The sequence below is a fragment of the Nibrella viscosa genome, assembly GCF_039541875.1.
In the GTDB taxonomy this organism is placed as follows: Bacteria; Bacteroidota; Bacteroidia; order Cytophagales; family Spirosomataceae; genus Nibrella; species Nibrella viscosa.
The window spans coordinates 37,935-58,466 of the sequence record NZ_BAABHB010000013.1 but is presented as its reverse complement, the minus strand read 5'-3'; the positions used below and the strand labels follow the sequence as shown (position 1 = coordinate 58,466).

Sequence of the window (20,532 nt, the reverse complement as noted above, 5' to 3'; positions counted from 1 at the left end):
TGAAAAGAGTTTAAGTACTTCTCGACACTTTAGTAAGTTTGCGTCTGGGTTGCCACCAACGGTTCTCAGCTATACGCAGGCAGGGATTTTTACCACTAAACTACCTACGAAGAACTGAACTTTAATTTTACTACTTTCCTGTCCAACGAAGCACAAAACCCCTGCTTGCGTATAGGTGATGTTACCGCCTAGTGCTTTTTTATTCAGGTTTATATGGTCCGAGAAATTTGTCTCCATTGAAATGCACTAAATGGTCAGGATTGTCGGCTATCCATACTTCTGTTTCCCAAGCAATATCTGTCATAAATTGCCTAAACTTTGGTCTATTCAAAAATGCTGTCACATAAACAATGTCAGCTTTGCAGTCCTTAGTAAGTTTTTGAAGTTGGATTAACCTAAGTTCACTTATCGGACCCGAGGAGTGAACTGCTTCAATCAAATAGAGCCAATTCTTTTTCTTTGAATAGGCAATTACATCTGGCAATTCTTCGTGTGAAATCTCAAAGAAATTCAGTTCTTCAAGTTTATCTTTTTCAAGATAAAGATATTTGTCAGATGTGTCTCCTACATAAAGCACTTCCGCACCGTGTCCATATCTTGGCAAAAAGTCTTCTATAATTGCTTTTTGTAAGTCGTTATGTTCTCCTGCCGAAAAAGTCAGTTCACCACCTGATGGAAGTGTAACATTAACTTTTGCGATTTCTCTTTCTCTTTTCAGTTTTTTTCTTAACGGCTCAATATTCTTTAATTTTTCAGACACCATTTTCTCCCAATCTTTTGAGCCATAATTTCTTATAAGTTCAGCGTAAGTTGGATTGATTGAGTAGCCACGTGTTGAATCGTTAGTCGCTGAATTTGGGCTTGATTGCAAGACTACTTCTGCAACTGTTAGTAGTTTTAGGTCTTTTCTCCGAATATCATCATAAGAGCCTGAACTAATATTTTCTCCAAAATGGTTGTTCACGTAAATGATAATATCTCTTGTTTTGAGAGCGTAACCACTATTCAAGTCTTTTGCCTTTTTGAAGTCTGCAATCTTTTTAATGTCGCCACTTGCTAAAAATGCAATTACCATTCTTTCCAATCTTCTTGGCGTGGCATCTAAAGGAATCCCAAAAGTGTCAAGGATGTAAAGCGTGGTATTTATCAGTTCCTGAACCTGTGGTGCTTTTTCGCTAAATGTTTTTGAATTATCGGGACTGATATACTGCTTCATTCTCAAATAATTTTAATTGTTCGTTTTCTGTGATTACATAATGATTTTCTACTTCGTCCATCAAGTATCTTTTGATATTTAAAGCCAAATGATAGGCAAAATTTGGTGCAACAGCGTTGCCAATTTGATTGTATTGATGAGTTTCTGTACCTGAAAACTCAAACCAATCGGGAAAACTTTGAAGTCTTGCAGCTTCACGAACCGTAATTCTGCGTCTGCGTCCGTCTTTTAATCTCACTCGGTGCATATCTCCCGTTGCACCTGCTAAATTCCTGCAAGTCAAAGTTCTTGCTGGTCTGTCTAAGTATAAATCTCTTGGGTTGATACATTTTGAGGCTTTTTCATAATTAGCAACGTATCTGTCCATAGATTCTGTGAAAAACTTAGAGTCTTCATTATATTGAAATGCAAGTTCTCCTAATGCTTGACCTGCTGTTACCTTTCGGTTTACCTTTCTTGGAAGATTGATTTTTTGCTTTGAGCCTATAACAATAACTCGTTCTCTGTTTTGTGGAACTTCATAGTTTACTGCGTTTAAAAGGGCATAATTTATGTAATAACCTAAACTTTCAAGTTCTTCAATCACTTCTTTTAAATACCATTTATTTTTGTAAAGCATTCCCCGAACATTTTCAAAAAGCAACACTTCTGGGTCAAGCTGTCTTATTGCTGACAGAAAAATCGGAAATCCGTCTCTTGAATCTTTTAAGCCAAGTTGTTTTCCGCCAACACTAAATGGTTGGCAAGGTGGGCCACCAATCACAATATCAGCTTTCGGGTAAATTGTTTCAACTGTTAACTTTTCATTGAAGCACTCTCCAATTAAGTTTTTGTTGTATGTATTGGTTGCTTGTTCGTCCATTTCATAGCCAATAGTTTTAAATCCATTAGCTTCAAAACCAAGGGAAAGTCCACCGCAACCTGCAAAAAGGTCAACCACTGTTTTATTCAAATCAGTGTCAATCCAAGGTTTCAGTTTTTTATTTATTTCTTCCCAATATTCCATTCTTCAAAGTTACGAATTTTTGTTGTGTTTACGGTTTCTTAGCATTGGCGGTAACTCGTAAATATGCGAAAGTTTTGTCGTACTTTTTGTATTTATTTGCACTTTGCCAAGAAAGCATAGTACTTCTGATGTCGTATTTATCCAAAAAGCCTACTCTGCCGAAAAATTATTTCAGAGGGTAAGTTACTCCTATTTCAGGTTCAACGAGTCAAAGAGGGCCTTAGCTCTGTGTAATTTTAGGTCGCTCATTTACGGATTACCACCTCAGTTTTGATGCTGTCCGTCCCTACGGTCGTTGTAGCCAAGTAACTACTGAACGAGCTTAATGTCTGTGTATCAGCCTGTTTAACACAAAATTGTATTAGCTGCTGTTTTCTTGTGTTATTCATTTGAAGTATCGTTTGACGCTATGTCAGCAACTAAATACAAACCAGCATAGGTGATTCCTTAATCTTTGGTCATCAAGAACAAGTTCACGAATAGCATCCGGAAGCTGGTCCCGCTGCCGTTGACATTCTGATCGTCCCATGCTCTCCTGCTCATGTTCGTCAACGGACGCCCGTACCGCTCTGATGGCGTAGGCAGCCGCACCCAGTTCATGAGCCGCCACGTGAGCTACCGCCACGGCTTGTCCCGCTGCCAGGGCGGCAAACCGGGCAGCATCAGGCATTCCCCTGGCCGCAGCATTGGCCGCAAAAGCTCCCTGGTGGGCTCTGGCATAGGAGCAAACCGCCTGTCACCGACTGGTTTTAGTCACCGCCACCTCAAAATCTGCAGGTGTCACGATTTGGGTTTTCTTGAAAGGGTTCAATACCAGCAAATCTTTGTCTCCCGTAACCAAATAGTCTGCTTTAGCCGTTTCAGCCAAATCAAGCAGGAAATTGTCTTTAGGGTCTCTGCTCAATTGATTTTTGTTGGCCGGTTGATAAATTTGCCCAACTGTCCGTAGAAACGTAAAGAGCTCCTCCACCTTTTGTGCGGGAAAATGCTTCCTAAGTTTTGGCCTCTCTGCCACTAGTTGCAGTTCCAGTAAGAGTTGCTCAGATAGTACAATGACAATTTGTTGAGCAGCAATCAGGTCTTTGATGGTTTGCAGCCGTTTACCAATCAGAAAGCTAATCCAGATGTTTTTGTCGAAAATGACCTTACTGCTTTTTCGACCGCTCATAAAGTTCTTGTCGTACAGCCTCCACTTCCTCGTCGATGAGTTCTTGGGAGAGTTCGTCGGTCCTAAACGATTGAAGAATTTGGGAAAGCCTGGTTCCAATCGCTTCTTTTTCCAACTCCCTGGTTAGCCGGATTTTTTGCGCGGTTGGGAGTTGCCTTACCAACTCCATAATCTGCCGGAATGTGAGTGATATGTTAAGGTCTGCTTTCATGATTGTTTACTTGCCCCAATATACAAAAACCAATGTAAGATTCAGTTGGTTTGACGCCGGCCAACAGGGCAGCGAGCCAAACCTCTTTCGTGAATATCCCGCCATTTCAGGATTGACAACGTATCACTCACCTACCCTACAACCCATTAACTAATCACTAATCAACCAATTAACCACTCAGCCATCCCCGGCATTGGATTTGAAAACAGCTTGGCACACCAAAAACAAAACGTCAACACCATATTTTCTACACTGCACAATGCCCATGCTTTGGCAGGGACCGGCACCGCGCAGGCTTGGCTACGGACCATCCTGCACGTGTACCTGCTGAGCCTCGCTGCGCTGCTGACGGGCTCTCACGCCTACGCCCAGCCGGACAATTTTCTCAACCTGAACGCCGATGGCGTGATTCTGGACGGCTACGACCCGGTTGCGTTCTTTACGGACAACAAACCGGTGAAAGGCAGCGCCGATATTCAAACCAAACACAAGGGCGCTATCTACTACTTTGCCTCCGCCGACCATAAAAAACTGTTCGAGAGTAACCCGGACAAGTACGAGCCGCAGTTCGGCGGGTACTGCGCCTACGCCGTGTCGCTGGGCCGCACGGCACCCATTGATGTGAACACGTTCAGCATCGTGAACGATCGGCTGGTGATTCAGCATAATCAGAAGGCGGTTAACGGCTGGAACAAAGACGTACAGGGCAACCTGGTGAAAGCCGATAAATACTGGCCGCTGGTGGTGAAGAACCACGGCAAACAGATTCGCACCGACGAAGAGGCCCAGTACCTGGAGAACGTCAACGGCGACGGTGTTATCCTGAGCGGCTATGACCCGGTGGCGTATTTCACCGACAACAAGCCGGTGATGGGCAGCCCCGACTACCAGTCGCGCTACGACGGCGCTACCTACTACTTTGCCTCCGCCGAGCACAAGAACCTGTTCGACGCCGAGCCGGCCAAATACCAGCCGCAATACGGCGGCTACTGCGCCTATGCCGTGAGCGTGAACAAGCTGCGGCCCATCGACCCGACCATCTTCCAGTTTGTCGACGGCCGTCTGCTGCTGCAACACACCAAAGAAGCCTACGACCTCTTCAACAAAGACACCGACGGCAACACCCGCAAAGCCGATACCAACTGGCCGGGTCTGGTCAAAAAGCGGGCCGGTAAGCAGAAAGGCTACGATGCCCCCGCCAAATAATCGTCACCACGAGCAGGGATTCCCGTGGATGTCCCTGCCCATAACCTTCCTCTTTTTAAACCATATCATACCATGAATGCATTCATCAAACTTGTTACGATTTCACTCATCGCCGGACTGTCGTTTTCGGCGCAGGCCCAGGTAGCAACCACCAAAGTGCTGACGCTGGATGCCGCCAAAAAGATTGCCGCTACCGCCCGTCAGTTCGCCGTTACCGCCAAAGCACCCGGCGGCTCCATCGCCATCGTAGATGCCGGCGGAGAACTGATTTACCTCGAACGGCTGGATAACACCTTTGCCGCATCGGCCCTGATTGCTTACGATAAGGCACATACGTCGGCGATGTTCAAAACGCCCTCGCGCAAACTGGAAGAGTCTATCGTCGGCGGCCGGACGCCCCTGATTACGGTGGGTTATACCATGCTCATTGGTGGCGTACCCATTACCCTCGACGGTGTGGTGGTGGGAGCCATCGGCGTCAGTGGCTCGGCCAGTGCGCAGCAGGATGAAGAAATTGCGCTGGCGGGTGCAAAGACCACGTTTAACCAGTAACCACCGGCGATGATGATGACCTTTTCTACACTACGAGACGTCCTCGTCCTGGTCAGCCTGGTGGCGACTTTTCGACCGGTGCTGTACGCGCAGGAATCGGTAGAGCTGGCGGTGGGTAAGCCGGATGCGGTGGTCAATCTGGCCACGCACGAGGGCACGAAGCTGGTCAACGGTACCTGGCGCTACAGCGATGTAAGGCTGACCGAGGTTGATTTCCGCGCACCCGGTGCCGACCTGAAGCCGTCGGGGCCTTCCATCAAAACGAACGACTACCTGCCGAAAGCGGGTGGCCTCCACTTCGATGATTCGCAATGGGAAGTGCTGGACCCCACCACCCTCGACCATCGGCGGTCGACCGGGCGGCTGGCGTTCAACTGGTACCGGATTAATGTGACCATTCCCGCCAGAATCGGTAGCTTCGACCCGACGGGTTCCACCGTTGTATTCGAGATTGTGCTGGACGATTACGCCGAGGTTTGGGTGAACGGGACACTGCCGAAAACCTACGGGCAGTCGGGCGGTACGGTCGTGAAGGGCTATAACGCCCGCAATCGGGTGGTAATTGGCCGTAACGTGCAGCCCGGTCAGCAGATTCAGTTGGCGGTGTTTGGGGTAAACGGGCCGTTGTCGGACCTGCCGGACAACTTTATCTGGATTCGCTCGGCCACGCTCGACTTCTACAAAACGCCACCCAAAAATCCGGCCTGGCAGAATCTGGGCGAAGTCGTGAGAGTGGACCCCGCGCTGGACCGGATTATCGCACCCGGCACCAAAGTGGAGAAGCTGGCCGGTGGCTTTCAGTTTCTGGAAGGGCCGGCCTGGAATCCGGAAGGCTTTCTGAACTTTAGTGACCCGAACGCCAACGTCATCTACGGCTACTCGCCCGACGGGAACGTCTTCATCTACCGCACCAAGAGCGGCTACACCGGTTTCGACATCGGGCAGTACTCACAACCCGGCTCCAACGGCCTGGCCTTCGACAAAGAAGGCCGGCTGACCATCTGTGAACACGGCAACCGGCGCGTCACCCGCATCGAGAAGAACGGTGTACTTACGGTGCTAGCCGACAATCACCAGGGCAAGCGGTTCAACAGCCCCAACGACCTGACCTACCGCTCCGACGGTGCGCTCTACTTCACCGACCCACCCTACGGCCTGCCGAAGTTCTTCGACGACCCGCGCAAAGAGCTGTCGTTCTCCGGTGTGTACTGCGTCATCAACGGACAGGTCAAGCTCGTCAGCACTGACCTGAAAGGCCCGAACGGACTGGCCTTCTCGCCGGACGAAAAATACCTGTACGTCGACAACTGGGACATTACCGACATCCGCACCACCAAAGTCATTATGCGGTATGAGGTAAAGTCGGATGGTTCACTGGTCAACGGCAAGGTTTTTTTCAACATGAACCAGGCTCCCGAAGAAGAAGCCCTCGACGGCCTGAAAGTCGATAATCAAGGCAACCTGTTTGTCTCCGGCCCCGGTGGCGTCTGGATTATTTCGCCCGCCGGCAAGCACCTGGGTACGCTGAAAAGCCCGGAGTTGCCTGCCAACTTCGCCTTCGGCGATGCCGACGGAAAAACGCTGTACCTGGCCGCCCGCACCGGTCTCTACCGAATTCGGCTAAGTAGTGGGGGAAAAACGGCGTTGTGAGCCGGCTTGAAGTTTGTCTGCGAATCATCCTAAAACCGCTCAAGTTTTCTGAACTGAGCGGTTTTTATGTTAGCGGGTTATGGGGTTGCTACATTACATTTGCAGCTGGGAGCAATCCCCAACCCATACGTATTACCCCTTTACCTGCTATGGCCCTCGACCCCGTCAAAACCCTTGACATCATTGAACTGATGGAGAATTACATTGAGCGCATTCGCCCGTCGCAATCAATCCGGGATCAACTCGACATTGGGTACCGGATCGACAATCAGAGCATTATTCTGTTCGAGATTCGCCCCAGTTTTATGAATCCTGCGGTAAAGCTGGAGCTGGACTACGCAAAGACAACGTTCGTGAAGAGCGAAAACAAATGGAAAGTATACTGGATGCGGGGCAATCTAAAGTGGACCCTCTATGAGCCTAAACCGAAAGTCAGCAACCTGAAGCGGTTTCTGGAGCTGGTCGACGAAGACAAATACCACTGCTTTAAAGGGTAGTTACGGCACCGTCACCACAACCTTCCCAACCGTCTTCCCCTGCTGAAACTGGCGGATGGCCTGGTGCATCTGGTCGAAGGGATAGACTTGGCCAACGTGCTGGGGCCTGAGTTGTAAGGCCTGTAACTCGCGTAACATACTGTGCAACAGATCCGTCTGCTCGTAGAGGTAGATGAGGTTGAACCCCATCAGCGATTTGTTCTGGGTGGGCAGCCGCAGCGGGTCTATCTGGGGGCGTTTCAGGTAGCGCCAGTACAATTGCAGGTAATTGGGTTTGTCGCCGTGGGTGGTAAAACTGGCATTGCCGTAAACTACCATGCGGCCCGTAGAGGCCATTGCCTTCCAGCCCTGCATCAGGATTTTGCCGCCGATGCACTCCATAATCAGCAGCAGCGGGCGCTCGCCCAGGGCCTGTTTCAGCTTGCCGTAGAAATCCTTATCCCGCACAATCACAGCATCATAGGCTTCTTCCTGCTGCAAAAACGCAACCTTACCGGCGCTGCCTACGGTCCCGATAGTGTAGGCATCGTATTTTTTGCAGATGCGGTTGGCCAGAATGCCCACCCCCCCGGCTGCGCTGTGAATCAGCACCGTCATGCCGCGTTGCAGATTGCCCAGTTCCGTGAGGGCATAATAGGCGGTGAGCCCCTGCACCAGAAAACCGGCCCCTTCTTCAAAACTCCAGTCGGCCGGCAGCGGCACCACGTAGCGATGGTGGATGTTAAGGTGCGACACATACCCGCCAAAGCGGGTCGCCCCCATTACGCGGTCGCCGGGCTTAAGGTCCTGCACGGCTTCGCCCACAGCCAGCACCTCGCCCGCAAACTCCAGCCCCGGTATAAATGCCCCTTTCGGGGTGGCGCTGTACAGGCCCTGCATAGCAAAGATGTCGGCAAAATTCAGGCCGATGGCTTTTACCTGCACACATACTTCGTCGGCTCCGGGCTGGGGCAAGGTGTCGGGCTGGCGGGTTAAGTCGTTGATGGAGCCCGCTTTGGGCATTCGGTATACCTGTCGTTCTACCATAGGCTGTCTGATGTCGGCTCGTTCCTGTTACGCCGGCCGGTGTTGACCCGGTCTACCGATCAGGGGGCGGCAATGCAACCGGCCTGCGCTCTTCAGGATTTTAGTTTCTCCCGGAAAAAGTCGACGGTCCGTTTCCAGGCCAGTTCGGCAGCCGCCTTGTCGTACCGGGGCGTGGTATCGTTATGGAAGCCGTGGTTGGTATCCGGATACATATGCATCGTGTATTCTTTGTTGCTGGCCTTCAGGGCGGCTTCGTACGCCGGCCAGCCTTCGTTCACCCGCGTATCCAGGGCGGCATAGTGCACCAGCAGCGGGGCCTTTATGCTGGGCACATCCCCCGCAGCGGGCTGACCGCCGTAGAACGGCACCGAAGCCGCTAAGCCCGGCAGGCGTACGGCCATCATGTTGGCAATCCACCCGCCAAAGCAGAACCCGACCACCCCAATTTTGCCGTTAACGGCCTTACTGGCCTTCAGATAGTCGTAGGCGGCAATAAAGTCTTCCAGCATTTCATCGCGGTTCCGTTTGCTTTGCAGTTCCCGTCCGGCATCGTCCGTACCCGGATACCCGCCCAGGGGACTCAAGGCATCCGGCGCAATCGACACAAAGCCGGCCAGGGCTGCCCGGCGGGCCACATCGGCAATGTGGGGGTTCAGACCCCGGTTTTCGTGGACGACGACAATGCCGCCCAGGGGCTTTTGGGCGTCGGCGGGCATCGACAGCAGGGCTTTGATGGTGCCGCCCCCCTTGGGCGAGGGATATGTAACGTAGTCTGATTTTAAACGCGGATCATCAGCCTTCACCTGAATGGCACCCTGGTAATCCGGCATCAAAAAACTCATCAGCGACGCTACCGTAATACCGCCGGCGGCATAGGCCGACAGGCGCTGCGCAAACTCCCGCCGGTCGATGCGGTTGTGGGCATAATCGTCGTACAGGTCAAACACTTCCTGTTTAATATCTTCTTTTCTGATTTCGCTCATGGCTGTGTGTTTATGGTTGTTCCGGGGTTCGGTAATCATACGCTATTGCAAAGGCATTGCTTGCCCTGAATATACTGATTTGTTGCTGACGCCGGTTTTGCTGTTGCGGTTCGTAGTCGCAGAGACTACTGAAGTTACCGGAAAGAAAGGTTTATACGTTGCCAGATAAATTGCATAGGACTGAGCCAGGTACACAAACTGGATTTTCCGCCTGAATTTATTGATTTTCAACGGAGAAAACCGATACATTCGGCATAACAACTCCGCCATTCTTCGATGAAAGCAGCCTTTCGCTCAACCTACGGTTCTCCCGATGTGTTACAGATCAGGGAGACAGACAAACCGATACCCGGCGACAACGATGTACTGATCCGGGTTGTTGCCGCCACCGTCAACCGCACCGATTGTGGCATTCTGTGGGGAAAGCCATTCATTATCCGGTTTTTTACCGGCCTCTTCACCCCTGCATTGTCGATTACCGGCACCGACTTTGCCGGTCAGATTGAAGCCGTCGGCAAGAACGTAACGGCATTCAAGGTGGGGGACCGGGTGTGGGGTTTCCAGGATAACGGCTTAGCGTCTCATGCCCAATACATGACGCTGGCCGCCGATAAGGCAATAACCACCATACCCGACCAGTTTACGTATGAGCAGGCGGCCGCCAGTCCGGAAGGTGCCCACTATGCCTATAACTTTATCAATAAAGTGGATCTCAAACCCGGACAACGCGTACTGGTCAATGGGGCGACGGGTGCCATTGGTTCGGCGGCTGTTCAACTCTTGAAATATTTCGGGGCGGAGGTCACGGCCGTCTGTAACACCAAAAACCTTGCGCTGGTAAAATCATTGGGTGCTGATCGGGTGATCGATTATATGACGGAGGATTTCACCAAAGACAGGCAGCAGTATCATTTTGTTTTCGATACCGTCGGTAAAAGTTCCTTTGGGCAGTGTAAGCCCTTGTTGCTGCCCGGTGGCATTTACAGTTCATCGGAACTCGGCCCCAACTGGGAGAATATTTATTTACCCCTCACTACGGCTCTGGCGGGGCAGCTACCCGGCCGGCAAGGCACCAAAAAAGTGCTGTTCCCAATCCCGTCCGATATAAAGCGGAGTCTTACGCTGCTCAACCGGTTGATGGAACAGAAACAGTTCAAACCAGTAATTGATCGAACCTATCCGCTGGAGGACATAGCCGAGGCCTACCGCTTTGTAGCGAGTGGCCAAAAGACGGGTAATGTCGTCATCCGCATGTAGGTGCTTGTGCCCGCACCAAAAACGCGCTGAATCAGTAATCTATCTATCCGGAAAACCTATTGGATGCCGATATGTTATATACGTCAGAAAAATGCATCTGCATCTATTAACGTAAACAGGTAAAGTCATGCCAAGAGGAGACAAATCGGCGTATACCGACAAACAGAAGCGGCAGGCCGAACACATTGAAGAGGGCTACGAGAAGCAGGGCGTAGCCGAAGAGGAAGCGGAGCGCCGGGCCTGGGCTACGGTGAACAAAACATCGGGTGGTGGCAAAAAGAGCGGTTCCGGGCGAGGTAAAGCCGAAAACCGGGAACCGGCGAAGGCCGGAGGTAAAAAAGGCGGGGCGGCTTCAGCCGCCCGTACACCAGAACAACGCTCGGCATCGGCTAAGAAAGCCGCCGAAACACGCAAGCGCAACGCAGCGTCTAAGGCAAAATAACGAACGGGGTCGGAAACGAAACGTACCGATGTTTTGTCGCACCCCCGCTCGTCCGCATTTGCAATGCGAGACGGGCGGGGGTGCGAGCATCCGCCTTCTTTTTAATAAAACGTCGGAATAGGGTTCAGCTTCGTGTTGTTGCGCTGGTGCCAGTAGGGATAGATGGGCGGTTCTTCGCTGGCGGCATCCAGTTTTTTGATCTGGTCGGTGGTCAGGTTCCAGCCGACAGCCTCCAGGTTCTGCTGAAGCTGCTCTTCGTTGCGGGCGCCAATGATGATGCTGGAGACCGTGGGCCGCTGCAATACCCAGTTGAGGGCGACCTGCGCGATGGACTTACCCGTTTCGGCGGCAATCTCCTCCAGGGCATCGGTAATCTGGTAAAACGTCTCTTCGGCAACCACCTTCTGCGGCACCGGACTGCCGCCTTCCACCACCCGGCCTTCCGTCGGAGCGGGCTTGTTGCGGCCATATTTGCCGCCTAACCGGCCACCGGCCAGCGGGCTCCAGACGAGTGCACCTACACCCTGGTCGATACCCAGCGGCATCAGTTCCCATTCGTAATCCCGATTCACCAGCGAATAGTACACCTGATGCGCCACGTACCGGTGCCAGCCATACCGCTCCGAAACCGCCAGCGACTTCATCAGGTGCCAGCCCGAAAAGTTGGAGCAGGCAATGTAGCGCACTTTGCCGCTCTGCACCAGATCATCCAGCGCCCGCAGGGTTTCTTCTACGGGCGTAACCCCATCGAAGCCGTGCATGTGGTAGATGTCGATGTAATCGGTGTTGAGCCGTTTCAGACTGCTTTCGCATTGCCGGAAGAGCCGGTAGCGCGAGGAGCCCATGCTGTTTGGGCCGTGGCCAAACGGGAAGGTAGCTTTGGTGGAGATCAGTACCCGATCGCGCAGACCGGTAAGGGCTTTCCCCAGAATCTCCTCCGACAGGCCCTGTGAGTACACATCGGCCGTGTCGAACAGGTTGACGCCGGCATCCAGGCATTGGTTAACCAGCCGGGTGGCCTCTTCTACCTGGGTGCTGCCCCAGGCTTTAAAAAAATCGTTGCCGCCCCCGAACGTGGCGGTTCCAAAACTAAGCACCGGCACCTGCAGGCCCGATGCTCCCAGTTGTCTGTATTCCATAGCGGCCGCAAGCTACGCAGCCGGCCATCCATAATCAACTGCCCTGAGCATACGGTATTGTCCGCTACAAACTTACTTTAGCTGGTGCAGGCTGTATTGCCGCCCCCGGTTGCTTTACCGCCACCACCGTAATAATCGCCGACAACAGCAGCGAGCCGGCCATGAACATGTACGACGCGCCGAAGCCGCCGGTGGTGCCGTTCAGGTAGCCCACAATGTACGCACCTACAAATGAACCTAACGCCCCGAAACTGTTGATTAGCGCCATCGCGCCACCGGCTACATTCTTCGGCAGGATCTCCGGGATGATGGCGAAGAAGGGGCCGTAGGGTGCGTACATGGCGCCACCGGCAATGATCAGCAGCACAAAAGACAACCAGAAATTCTGGGTACCCAGCAGATAGGAGCCGTAGAAGGCGACGGCCCCGATCAGCAGAAACGGCCAGACAAAGGCTTTGCGGTTCAGGGTCTTGTCGGAGAAATACGAGGCACTCAGCATGCCGATGATCGCCAGCACATAGGGCACCGCCGAGAGCCAGCCGGTTTTGACGATATTCATGTTCGGCGCGGCATTCAGGATGGACGGCAGCCACATCACAAAGCCGTAGACGCCAATGCTCCAGAGGGCGTATTGCAGGCTGAGCAGCATCACAATGCGGGATTTAAACGCTTCGGCATAATTCTTCACCGGCTTTATGCCCTGCTGCTCCTGCTGGAGTCTGGCTTCCAGCGCCTGCTTTTCCGAATTGCTCAGCCAGGGGGCGTCTTTGGGTTTGTCCTGCACCAGCCGCCACCAGAAAAACGCCCAGATAATGGCCGGTAGCCCTTCCCAGATAAACATCCACCGCCAGCCTACGGCATTGATCAGGTAGCCCGACAGCACCGACATCCACAGGATGGTGGCCGGATTGCCCAGAATCAGAAATGTATTGGCCCGCGAGCGCTCGGCTTTAGTGAACCACCGGCTCAGAAACAGCAGCATGGCCGGCATGACGGCACTCTCCACCACCCCCAGCATAAACCGAATGACGATCAGGGCGTTGATGTTACTGATAATACCGGTGGCCATCGCCAGACCACCCCACAGGATCAGCGACCAGAAAATAAGCGTTCGGGCGCTGCGCTTCTCGGCGTAGATGGCACCGGGCACCTGAAAAAAGAAGTAGCCCAGAAAAAACAGGGAGCCCAGCAGCGACGACATGGACGGGGTAATGCCCAGGTCTTCGGCCATGCCGCCGGCGGCACCAAAGCCAAAATTGGCCCGGTCCAGATAAGCCAGGCTATAGGTAATAAACGCAATCGGGATCAGGCGGTACCAGCGGGCTCTGGCCAGGGTTGTTTCCGGATTTGTTGGCATCAGGGTAGGGAGTTACACTGCTGCTAAAACCAACAATCATGGCTCTTTTACTCTGTGCGGGTCAGATTATAAGCCGTTTGGCTTTGTCTGTAGTTACTGACATATGCAAACATCCCTGCTCTATTCACTACTTGCTTTACTGCCCCTGCTGGTGCTGATTGTGCTCTCCCTCTGGCGCAGCCTGACGCTGGCGGTGAGCGTCAGCTTTATCGTCACCGCAGTCCTGTTCTTTGTGTGGCAGGCCCCGGTGGCTTATTTTCTGGCCTCGCTGATTACCGCCCTGCTCTCGTCGCTGACGATTCTGATGATTGTGTTCGGCGCCATGTTTTTGTACCGCGTGATGGATGGTACCGGGTATATCCGCGACATCAGCGCGTCGATGCAGCAGATTCACCCGGCCAAAGAGATCAGCTTTTTCCTGGTGGCTATTGGCCTGACCGCCTTTTTTGAGGGTGTAGCGGGCTTTGGTACCCCCGGCACCATTGTGCCGCTGCTGCTGATGGCTCTGGGGTTCGATGCAGTGCTGGCCCTGTCGGCCGTGCTGCTGCTGAACAGCCTGGTGGGTATAGCCGGCGCGGTGGGTACGCCCGTACTGACCGGCTTTCAGTTGCCGCTCGACTTGCCGCCGGCTATGGTATCAGCCATTTACCGCTACGCATCCATCATTATTTCCGTAGCCGGCCTGGTGCTGCTGCTGTTCATTCTCCGGCTCTTCCGGCAACAAACCGGCGATCTCGGGTACCCGAAACAGATTTTTCTGATGTACGCCTTCTTTGTGGGTCCGCTGATCCTGTTTTCGTTCTTCGCCGGGGAGTTCAGCATTATTCTGGCGGCCGTTTCCATGCTGATCCTGTCGGCCCTGGTTCTGAAACAGGGCAAACAGCCAATTCCTGTAAAACCCTGGATACCCTACCTGGCGCTTATTGCCCTGCTGTTGCTGCCGAAACTGCTCCCCCCCCTGGATGAACTCATCAACTGGGAGTGGGAACTGCATAACCTGCTGTCGACCAGCATCGACGCTACCTTTAAGCCGCTGGTGGTGCCGCTGATTCCGTTTGTGGTGGTCGGGCTGGGCGTGATGTGGTCCAGGCGCAGCCGCGAGTTTTACCTGAACACCATCCTGAAGAAAACAGGCTCGGTCTTTATCATCCTCTACCCGGCCATTGCCATCTCCCAGCTTATGGTCAACTCCGGCACCGACCGGCCTTCGATGGTCGACTACCTGTCGGGGATGTTACAGCAAACCGGTTCCCTGTATGTGTTGTTTGCGCCCCTGCTGGGCATTGTTGGGGCCTTTATCACCGGCAGTACCACCGTCTCCAACCTGGTTTTCGGGGCAGCCCAGCTCCAGACCGCCCAAAACCTGGGGCTGGATGCGTCGCTGATCCTGTCGCTGCAACTCTGCGGGGGCTCGCTGGGCAACGGCATCTGCCTGTTCAACATCATTGCCGCAGCCACGGTCGCCAACGTCAGCGACTATAAGCAGATCCTGAAAAACAACCTGTTCCCGGCGGTTGCGGCCGGCCTGGTTGCCGGTCTGTGCGGCTGGCTGTGGCTGCAGACCTGACGGATACCGCCAAAGTAGGGTTCTGTAACAAAGTCAGGCACCCGGAGTTAACCGCTTAGCATTTATACAAGAGTCTTTATGGCAGTTATTGGCGAATTAATAAAACGGGCAATTGATGTATATGGCCTGCTCACCTCCGATCCTGATCCGGCCACGGCCCAGCGTGAGGTGTTACAGCAGCTACTAACCAAAGCGAAACTAACCGCTTTCGGCAAAAAACATACGTTCGGCAAAATCCTGGACAGCGCTGATCCAGTGCAGGCCTTTCAGCAGGAAGTGCCGGTACACGATTACGATACCCTCTACAAAAACTGGTGGCACTACCTGCTGGAAGGGCATCAGAACGTAACCTGGCCGGGTGGTCAGAACTACTTTGCCCTCAGCAGCGGCACCACCAGCCATAGCAAATACATCCCCGTCACGGATGATATGCTGGACGCCATCCGCCGGTCGGGTATCCAGCAGGTGATGAGTCTGAAAAACTTCGACCTGCCATCCGATTTCTTCACCAAACAGATCATGATGCTGGGCAGCAGCGTGAGCCTGATCGAAAAAGATGACCACCAGGAAGGCGAGATCAGCGGTATCAGCGCGGCCAACCTGCCGGCCTGGTTCCGGGGGTTCTATAAACCGGGGGTTGAGATTGCTTCCATTCAGGACTGGGATGAGCGGGTTCACCGCATTGCGCAGGAGGCCCCCACCTGGGACATCGGCAGCCTCAGCGGCATTCCGTCGTGGATTGAAATGATGCTGAAAGAAGTCATCGCCTACAACAAGCTGGATACCATTCACGACATCTGGCCGAACCTGCAGGTGTACACCTCCGGCGGGGTGGCGTTTGAGCCTTACCGCAAAAGCTTCGAAAAGCTGCTGGCCCGGCCGCTGACGTACATTGACACCTACCTGACCTCCGAAGGTTACCTGGCGACGCAGAAACGACCGGATACTACGTCGATGGCGCTGATCGTCGACAACGGCATTTTCTTTGAGTTTGTGCCATTTACCGAGGAGAACATGGATGAGGAAGGCCGGGTGAAGCCGGCTGCTAAAGTCCTCTCGCTACAGGATGCGGAAGAGAATGTCGACTATGTCCTGCTGATCTCTACCGTATCGGGTGCCTGGCGGTACATGATCGGCGATACGGTTATGCTTACCGACAAAACCCGCGCCGAAATAAAGATCACCGGCCGCACCAAACACTTCCTGAACGTGGTGGGCGAGCAGTTGCCGGTGCATCAGATGAATAAAGCGATGGAGACCATGCAGCGGCAGTTCGATATGGAAATCAAAGAGTTTGTGGTGGCGGCTATCCGCAAAAACGGCGAGTATATCAACAAATGGGTGATCGGCTCCGACAAGGCCGTTAACAACGAACAGTTTGCGGCCGCGCTGGATGCTGAGTTGTGTGAAAACAATAAGAACTACAAAGTAGCCCGGACCAAATCGCTCCAGGGAGTAGAAGCCGCGGTAATTCCGGTAGAGAAATTCTACCGCTGGAGCGAGGAATACAAAAAGCTGGGCGGTCAGACCAAGATACCCCGCGTCATGAAGGAAGAGGACTTCCTGGAGTTTGAGGGTTTTGTGGCAACGGTAGCCGGATAAGGCTGTAGCTAAATCTGACACAACACCCACAGGCAATAGATTAGTCGATTTTGGTGTCGTGCGGAACGTCTTCACCACTCCAGACCCGCTGAGCGCTCCACTTTACCGGCGCAGCGGTCCAGAACGGGTCGGAGGGCGGCAGGCCCAGCGGCAGAAAAATGACCGTAGCCAGGTACATACTGCCCTGGTTGTTATATACGTCGGCAATATCGGGCTGTTCTCCGTACAGCCCGATGGTGAGCCAGCCGTTGCGGTAGGTAGTTGGGCTTTCCAGGGTTTTTCGGAGAACGGCCGTTAGGGCTCCGCGTACCTGCACCGGCTGGAGTTGCTCCGGCAGCGCTTTCCGCCAGGCCATATCGGCCAGGTGGTGGAAAGCCGCGCCCCGGTATACCAGCGACCGGCCCGTGGCCGGAAACGACCCATCGGCCCCAATCAGCCGCTCCTGAATGATGGCGTACCGCTGGTTGCGTTTCCGGATGTCGGCAATCATGCGGGTATAGGCGTTGGTCTTTTTGCCGATTACGTCGACAATAGCCGCCAGGTACGGGTGAATGACGTAGCTGTTGTAGTAATCGAAGGCGTAATGCACACCGTCGGTATACATGCCGTCGCCGACATACCACTGCTCCAGTTGCTGAAGGGCATAATCGATCCGCATAGGATCCCATTCGAAGCCGTATTTGGCAAAGAACGCTTCGATCATGGCCGGAAACAGCAGCCAGTTGGAAAAGGCCGGTCTGACCCGCCGGGTCTGTTTCAGCGCGTTAATAAACCGCGTCTGATCTGTTGGGCTCAGGTGTTCCCACAGCCAGGGAGCCCGTACCATAGCCAGTGCCAGAAACGACGCATCAACAAGCTGCTGCCCACCCAGGTCGAAGCGCATATAATCGTTTTTGGTCGAGTCAAGTGCATTCGCTACCCCTTGTAACGCCCATTGCCGGTACTGATTCCGCAAGGCAACTTCGTCGGCATCGCCCCCGTCCAGTTGCAGCCAGGGGGCAATGCCGCTGAGTACCCGGCCCAACACTTCCAGGTATTGCACCTGTAGCCGTTGCTCCCGGTTATCAGTCCGGATAGAAACCACCTTCGGCATGACAATTCGCAGGCTGTCGTGGGCCAGACTGGAAAGGACCGGCCGGCTCATTTTATCCATTTCACGCAACCAGAACCGGCGATCACCCACCGTTGTACCGGCAGGATGCGCCGTTCTGGTTGCTTTTCGTTGGGCCAAACAGCCATTCGCTCCAAAGACAACGAACAGACTGAACCATACTACCAGATTACCGGGAAACTTCATGGCTGATTACGGGCTTATTGTCGGACGTACCAATGTCACCGCTTTCTGCCTGCCAGGGCTGGTGCAGCGCTGACGGCAGAAAGCGGTGCCGGTAAATGTAACCAAAAATCAGCGTTCCCCGACACGCCACCTCCGGCGTATCCGGCCCGGCCGGTTTATACGGCATTGACCGGCAATACATCGTTCAGACAGATACACAGGCAAACGTCTTTCGGTGTAATCTTAAACTGATTGTCTACCTCATTGGCTATCAGCTCACAAAGCCGGTCAATAGAGCCGGATACCAGGTGCTTTGTGCCGATCTCAACCCTGAAGCCATTTTCCGTGTAGGTAATGTAAAGGTTATATCGCTGTTCCATATACGAAGGGTTTATGGTAAGGGTTCATAAATTTACCTTTTCGTATAAAAGTAAACAACAAGTTAAAAAAATATTTTAACAATAACACGGCTGGATGCGATCAGCCAATTACTCGTGCCTCAGAACATGCTCGGGTTTTCGCTGTCGGCAAAGCGCGGCCTAAGGGCACCCGCCTGGATTCTTCGTAGGCGGTCCGCTTATCGATCAGGCCGTGCTCGCCGAACCAGCGTCGTTACCTATATGCCATTTACCGATGAAGGCTGTCTGATCCCCCGCCTGCTTGAGGTATTGCGGAAAGTAGGTAAGCGTGGGCGGCTCCGGCGCTACGTTATCTACCACGGTGTGCTGGTGCGAGTACAGCCCCGTCAGGATGCTGGCCCGACTGGGCGAGCAGAGGGCCGTAGTCAAAATGGCTTCGGGACAATGCGCACCCCCGCGCCGGATGCGCGGGGGGCACGGTGGGTTTCATGCAGCTCATGACATCGTACCGGTGGTTTTCGGACAGAATAAAAATAACGTTGCGGGGTTTTGCCGCCCCGGAATTTTGGGCAGGGGTTTCGGTGCCGACGGGTTCGATTGCGCCCGGAGCATGGCCGGCAGCAGCAGAAAACAAAGTAAGCAATAATAATGAATCATAAACGGGTAAACAGGTTAGAGGCAATCATCTTTACTTGCCGTTATATGCCGCTCCACTACCTCCTTCAGGATAGGTATGGCCTTGTCAATGGTTAATCCGTACTGTGCGCTGAGGGCCTGTAGCAGCGACTCCGTTAAGTGATACCTTGCTATTGACGCCCAGCTTGCCAGCGTAAACACTTTTGCCGATTCAGTCATTACATCATCATACGTCACAAAATCATACGTGGTCTGCGTCACCGGAACAGGGTTTCCCAGAATAGGCTGCATGGCTTTTTTCTTCTCATGTTCAAGTTTGGCTAAGCGCAGCAAGTCGTCCTGGAGGTCGGGATTGTGGTATATATCCTCCACCAACAGTTGGTGGGTGGTGAGCAGGTTCTCGACGATTTCCGGCTTCGACAAATCCCAGTGTCGCCAGTTGTCGGGCGCTTCCAGGTGCATGGCGTGACGCCGTTGGTAATAGGCTTTGAATAAATGCAGCAGCAACAAATACGGCTTGTCGTACGAACCCTCAGGCAGTTCATCAGGTAGTTCAGGAACTATGGTTTCCCAGCGGAAATCAGGTTCCGACCAGCGGTTTTTTAGAAGCATACAAAAGGGGTCCGTTCCTGCTAATGAGCAGTCGGCAATGGCCTGCTCCACAGCGCCGGCATCCTGTTTGGTTTGAATCACCACAAGATACAGCTCATAAAACAGATCCCTTTTTTCTTCTTCCTGTAGTCGATGTAAACGCCCAAGCAGGTCGTCTGCCGGGAGCACTCCCTGCCCAAACTGGCAGAGTGCTATTTCCTCCTCTAGTTTCATGGCTGCTGTTGGTTACCAGGAGCGTAGTACCGCACAGGGGCCGCGGCATTACTTTCCGGATTTGTGTTCGATCAACGCTACGATGTCCCGGCGATTTTTGGCTACGGCAAAATCCAGGGGCGTTTTACCCTCGTTCGACCGAAGGCTTAGATCCGCATTGGCCTCCAGCAATACCCTGGCTACGTCAACATTATTCTGCCAGATGGCATCGTGCAGGGCGGTATACCCATTATACGGCCCCTGCTTGTTGATGTCGATATTGTACTGGATCAGGAGTTTAGCCGCTTCGGTCCGCCCGGCATAGGCAGCCGCGTGCAAGGCGGTAGCTTTCATGCCCGGATCAACAGCCCGGACATCGGCACCCGCTTCCAGCAGGAGCCTGACAATGTCGGTATAGCCTTTATAAGCGGCCATGACCAGCGGGGCATCCTGGTTGGCATCCAGTTCGTTTACATCGGCCCCGTCCTGAATCAGTTGCCGGACGAGCGCAGGATTATTTTTATTGATAGCATTCATCAAGGCGGTCATAGTGGTCTATGGGTTGTGTGACGCCCTAA

22 protein-coding genes and 1 pseudogene are annotated in these 20,532 nt (G+C 53.2%); 8 read left to right on the top strand and 15 right to left on the bottom strand.

Annotated features, from left to right (window positions below; genetic code table 11):
• Window positions 1-199 precede the first annotated feature (199 nt).
• The 5 genes and pseudogenes from ABD931_RS23425 to vap15 all read right to left on the bottom strand — a co-directional run bounded on the left by ABD931_RS23425 (window position 200) and on the right by vap15 (window position 3,601).
• Window positions 200-1,216 carry a BsuBI/PstI family type II restriction endonuclease gene (locus ABD931_RS23425; RefSeq protein ID WP_345270448.1) on the bottom strand — a complete coding sequence of 339 codons (1,017 nt, stop codon included), beginning with the start codon at window positions 1,214-1,216 and terminating at the stop codon, window positions 200-202.
• A complete protein-coding gene (locus ABD931_RS23420) occupies window positions 1,191-2,222 on the bottom strand; it encodes a DNA cytosine methyltransferase (protein WP_345270447.1) in 1,032 nt (343 codons plus the stop codon). Before ABD931_RS23420 ends, ABD931_RS23425 begins: the two co-directional genes overlap by 26 nt.
• A 412-nt stretch (window positions 2,223-2,634) precedes the next feature.
• A pseudogene (locus ABD931_RS23415) lies at window positions 2,635-2,937 on the bottom strand (putative immunity protein); the annotation flags it as partial.
• Window positions 2,938-2,958: 21 nt separating this feature from the next.
• Entirely contained in the window at window positions 2,959-3,390 is a 432-nt protein-coding gene (locus tag ABD931_RS23410) for a putative toxin-antitoxin system toxin component, PIN family (RefSeq protein ID WP_345270446.1), read from the bottom strand.
• Window positions 3,368-3,601, bottom strand: a complete 234-nt coding sequence (vap15, locus tag ABD931_RS23405) for a type II toxin-antitoxin system VapB15 family antitoxin (protein ID WP_345270445.1) — start codon at window positions 3,599-3,601, stop codon at window positions 3,368-3,370. The genes ABD931_RS23410 and vap15 overlap by 23 nt, the downstream gene beginning before the upstream one ends.
• Before the next feature lie 210 nt (window positions 3,602-3,811).
• Between vap15 and ABD931_RS23400 the strand changes: the two genes are divergently transcribed.
• The 4 genes from ABD931_RS23400 (at window position 3,812) to ABD931_RS23385 (ending at window position 7,506) form a co-directional block, all read left to right on the top strand.
• Window positions 3,812-4,807 carry a YHS domain-containing (seleno)protein gene (locus ABD931_RS23400; RefSeq protein WP_345270444.1) on the top strand — a complete coding sequence of 332 codons (996 nt, stop codon included), beginning with the start codon at window positions 3,812-3,814 and terminating at the stop codon, window positions 4,805-4,807.
• Between the two features lie 72 nt (window positions 4,808-4,879).
• On the top strand, window positions 4,880-5,359 hold the full coding sequence (locus ABD931_RS23395; protein ID WP_345270443.1) for a GlcG/HbpS family heme-binding protein: 480 nt from the start codon (window positions 4,880-4,882) through the stop codon (window positions 5,357-5,359).
• A 12-nt stretch (window positions 5,360-5,371) separates the two neighbouring features.
• The gene (locus ABD931_RS23390; RefSeq protein ID WP_345270442.1) at window positions 5,372-7,009 is read left to right on the top strand and encodes an SMP-30/gluconolactonase/LRE family protein; all 1,638 of its coding nucleotides are present in this window, start codon (window positions 5,372-5,374) and stop codon (window positions 7,007-7,009) included.
• 149 nt (window positions 7,010-7,158) lie between these two features.
• Window positions 7,159-7,506, top strand: a complete 348-nt coding sequence (locus ABD931_RS23385; RefSeq protein WP_345270441.1) for a DUF3024 domain-containing protein — start codon at window positions 7,159-7,161, stop codon at window positions 7,504-7,506.
• On the opposite strand, the gene ABD931_RS23380 is transcribed toward ABD931_RS23385, so the two are convergent.
• Both ABD931_RS23380 and ABD931_RS23375 read right to left on the bottom strand, forming a co-directional pair.
• A complete protein-coding gene (locus tag ABD931_RS23380) occupies window positions 7,507-8,532 on the bottom strand; it encodes an alcohol dehydrogenase catalytic domain-containing protein (RefSeq protein ID WP_345270440.1) in 1,026 nt (341 codons plus the stop codon).
• Window positions 8,533-8,624: 92 nt separating this feature from the next.
• Window positions 8,625-9,515 (bottom strand): dienelactone hydrolase family protein, encoded by an 891-nt coding sequence (locus tag ABD931_RS23375; RefSeq protein ID WP_345270439.1) that lies wholly within the window; start codon window positions 9,513-9,515, stop codon window positions 8,625-8,627.
• 276 nt (window positions 9,516-9,791) lie between these two features.
• On the opposite strand from ABD931_RS23375, the gene ABD931_RS23370 reads away from it, so the two are divergent.
• Window positions 9,792-10,772, top strand: coding sequence for an NAD(P)-dependent alcohol dehydrogenase (locus tag ABD931_RS23370; protein ID WP_345270438.1), 981 nt, complete (start codon window positions 9,792-9,794; stop codon window positions 10,770-10,772).
• Window positions 10,773-10,899: 127 nt separating this feature from the next.
• Window positions 10,900-11,214, top strand: a complete 315-nt coding sequence (locus tag ABD931_RS23365) for a plasmid stabilization protein (protein ID WP_345270437.1) — start codon at window positions 10,900-10,902, stop codon at window positions 11,212-11,214.
• Window positions 11,215-11,315: 101 nt separating this feature from the next.
• Here the strand turns inward: ABD931_RS23365 and ABD931_RS23360 are convergent, their stop codons facing one another.
• A complete protein-coding gene (locus ABD931_RS23360) occupies window positions 11,316-12,353 on the bottom strand; it encodes an aldo/keto reductase (protein WP_345270436.1) in 1,038 nt (345 codons plus the stop codon).
• Window positions 12,354-12,417: 64 nt separating this feature from the next.
• Window positions 12,418-13,710 (bottom strand): MFS transporter, encoded by a 1,293-nt coding sequence (locus tag ABD931_RS23355; protein WP_345270435.1) that lies wholly within the window; start codon window positions 13,708-13,710, stop codon window positions 12,418-12,420.
• A gap of 103 nt (window positions 13,711-13,813) precedes the next feature.
• Between ABD931_RS23355 and ABD931_RS23350 the strand changes: the two genes are divergently transcribed.
• Window positions 13,814-15,277 carry an L-lactate permease gene (locus tag ABD931_RS23350; RefSeq protein WP_345270434.1) on the top strand — a complete coding sequence of 488 codons (1,464 nt, stop codon included), beginning with the start codon at window positions 13,814-13,816 and terminating at the stop codon, window positions 15,275-15,277.
• A gap of 78 nt (window positions 15,278-15,355) precedes the next feature.
• Window positions 15,356-16,879 carry a GH3 family acyl-acid amido synthetase gene (locus tag ABD931_RS23345; protein WP_345270433.1) on the top strand — a complete coding sequence of 508 codons (1,524 nt, stop codon included), beginning with the start codon at window positions 15,356-15,358 and terminating at the stop codon, window positions 16,877-16,879.
• 40 nt (window positions 16,880-16,919) lie between these two features.
• Here the strand turns inward: ABD931_RS23345 and ABD931_RS23340 are convergent, their stop codons facing one another.
• From ABD931_RS23340 to ABD931_RS23315, 6 genes are all read right to left on the bottom strand, one after another.
• Window positions 16,920-18,176 carry a DUF2264 domain-containing protein gene (locus ABD931_RS23340; protein ID WP_345270432.1) on the bottom strand — a complete coding sequence of 419 codons (1,257 nt, stop codon included), beginning with the start codon at window positions 18,174-18,176 and terminating at the stop codon, window positions 16,920-16,922.
• Window positions 18,160-18,342 (bottom strand): hypothetical protein, encoded by a 183-nt coding sequence (locus ABD931_RS23335; RefSeq protein WP_345270431.1) that lies wholly within the window; start codon window positions 18,340-18,342, stop codon window positions 18,160-18,162. The genes ABD931_RS23340 and ABD931_RS23335 overlap by 17 nt, the downstream gene beginning before the upstream one ends.
• A complete protein-coding gene (locus ABD931_RS23330; RefSeq protein WP_345270430.1) occupies window positions 18,332-18,535 on the bottom strand; it encodes a hypothetical protein in 204 nt (67 codons plus the stop codon). Before ABD931_RS23330 ends, ABD931_RS23335 begins: the two co-directional genes overlap by 11 nt.
• 204 nt (window positions 18,536-18,739) lie before the next feature.
• Complete coding sequence (locus tag ABD931_RS23325; protein ID WP_345270552.1) at window positions 18,740-18,946, bottom strand: sulfatase-like hydrolase/transferase; 207 nt, start codon at window positions 18,944-18,946, stop codon at window positions 18,740-18,742.
• A gap of 240 nt (window positions 18,947-19,186) precedes the next feature.
• Window positions 19,187-19,975, bottom strand: a complete 789-nt coding sequence (locus tag ABD931_RS23320; protein WP_345270429.1) for a DUF5958 family protein — start codon at window positions 19,973-19,975, stop codon at window positions 19,187-19,189.
• 48 nt (window positions 19,976-20,023) lie between these two features.
• A complete protein-coding gene (locus tag ABD931_RS23315; RefSeq protein ID WP_345270428.1) occupies window positions 20,024-20,503 on the bottom strand; it encodes an ankyrin repeat domain-containing protein in 480 nt (159 codons plus the stop codon).
• Window positions 20,504-20,532: the final 29 nt, after the last annotated feature.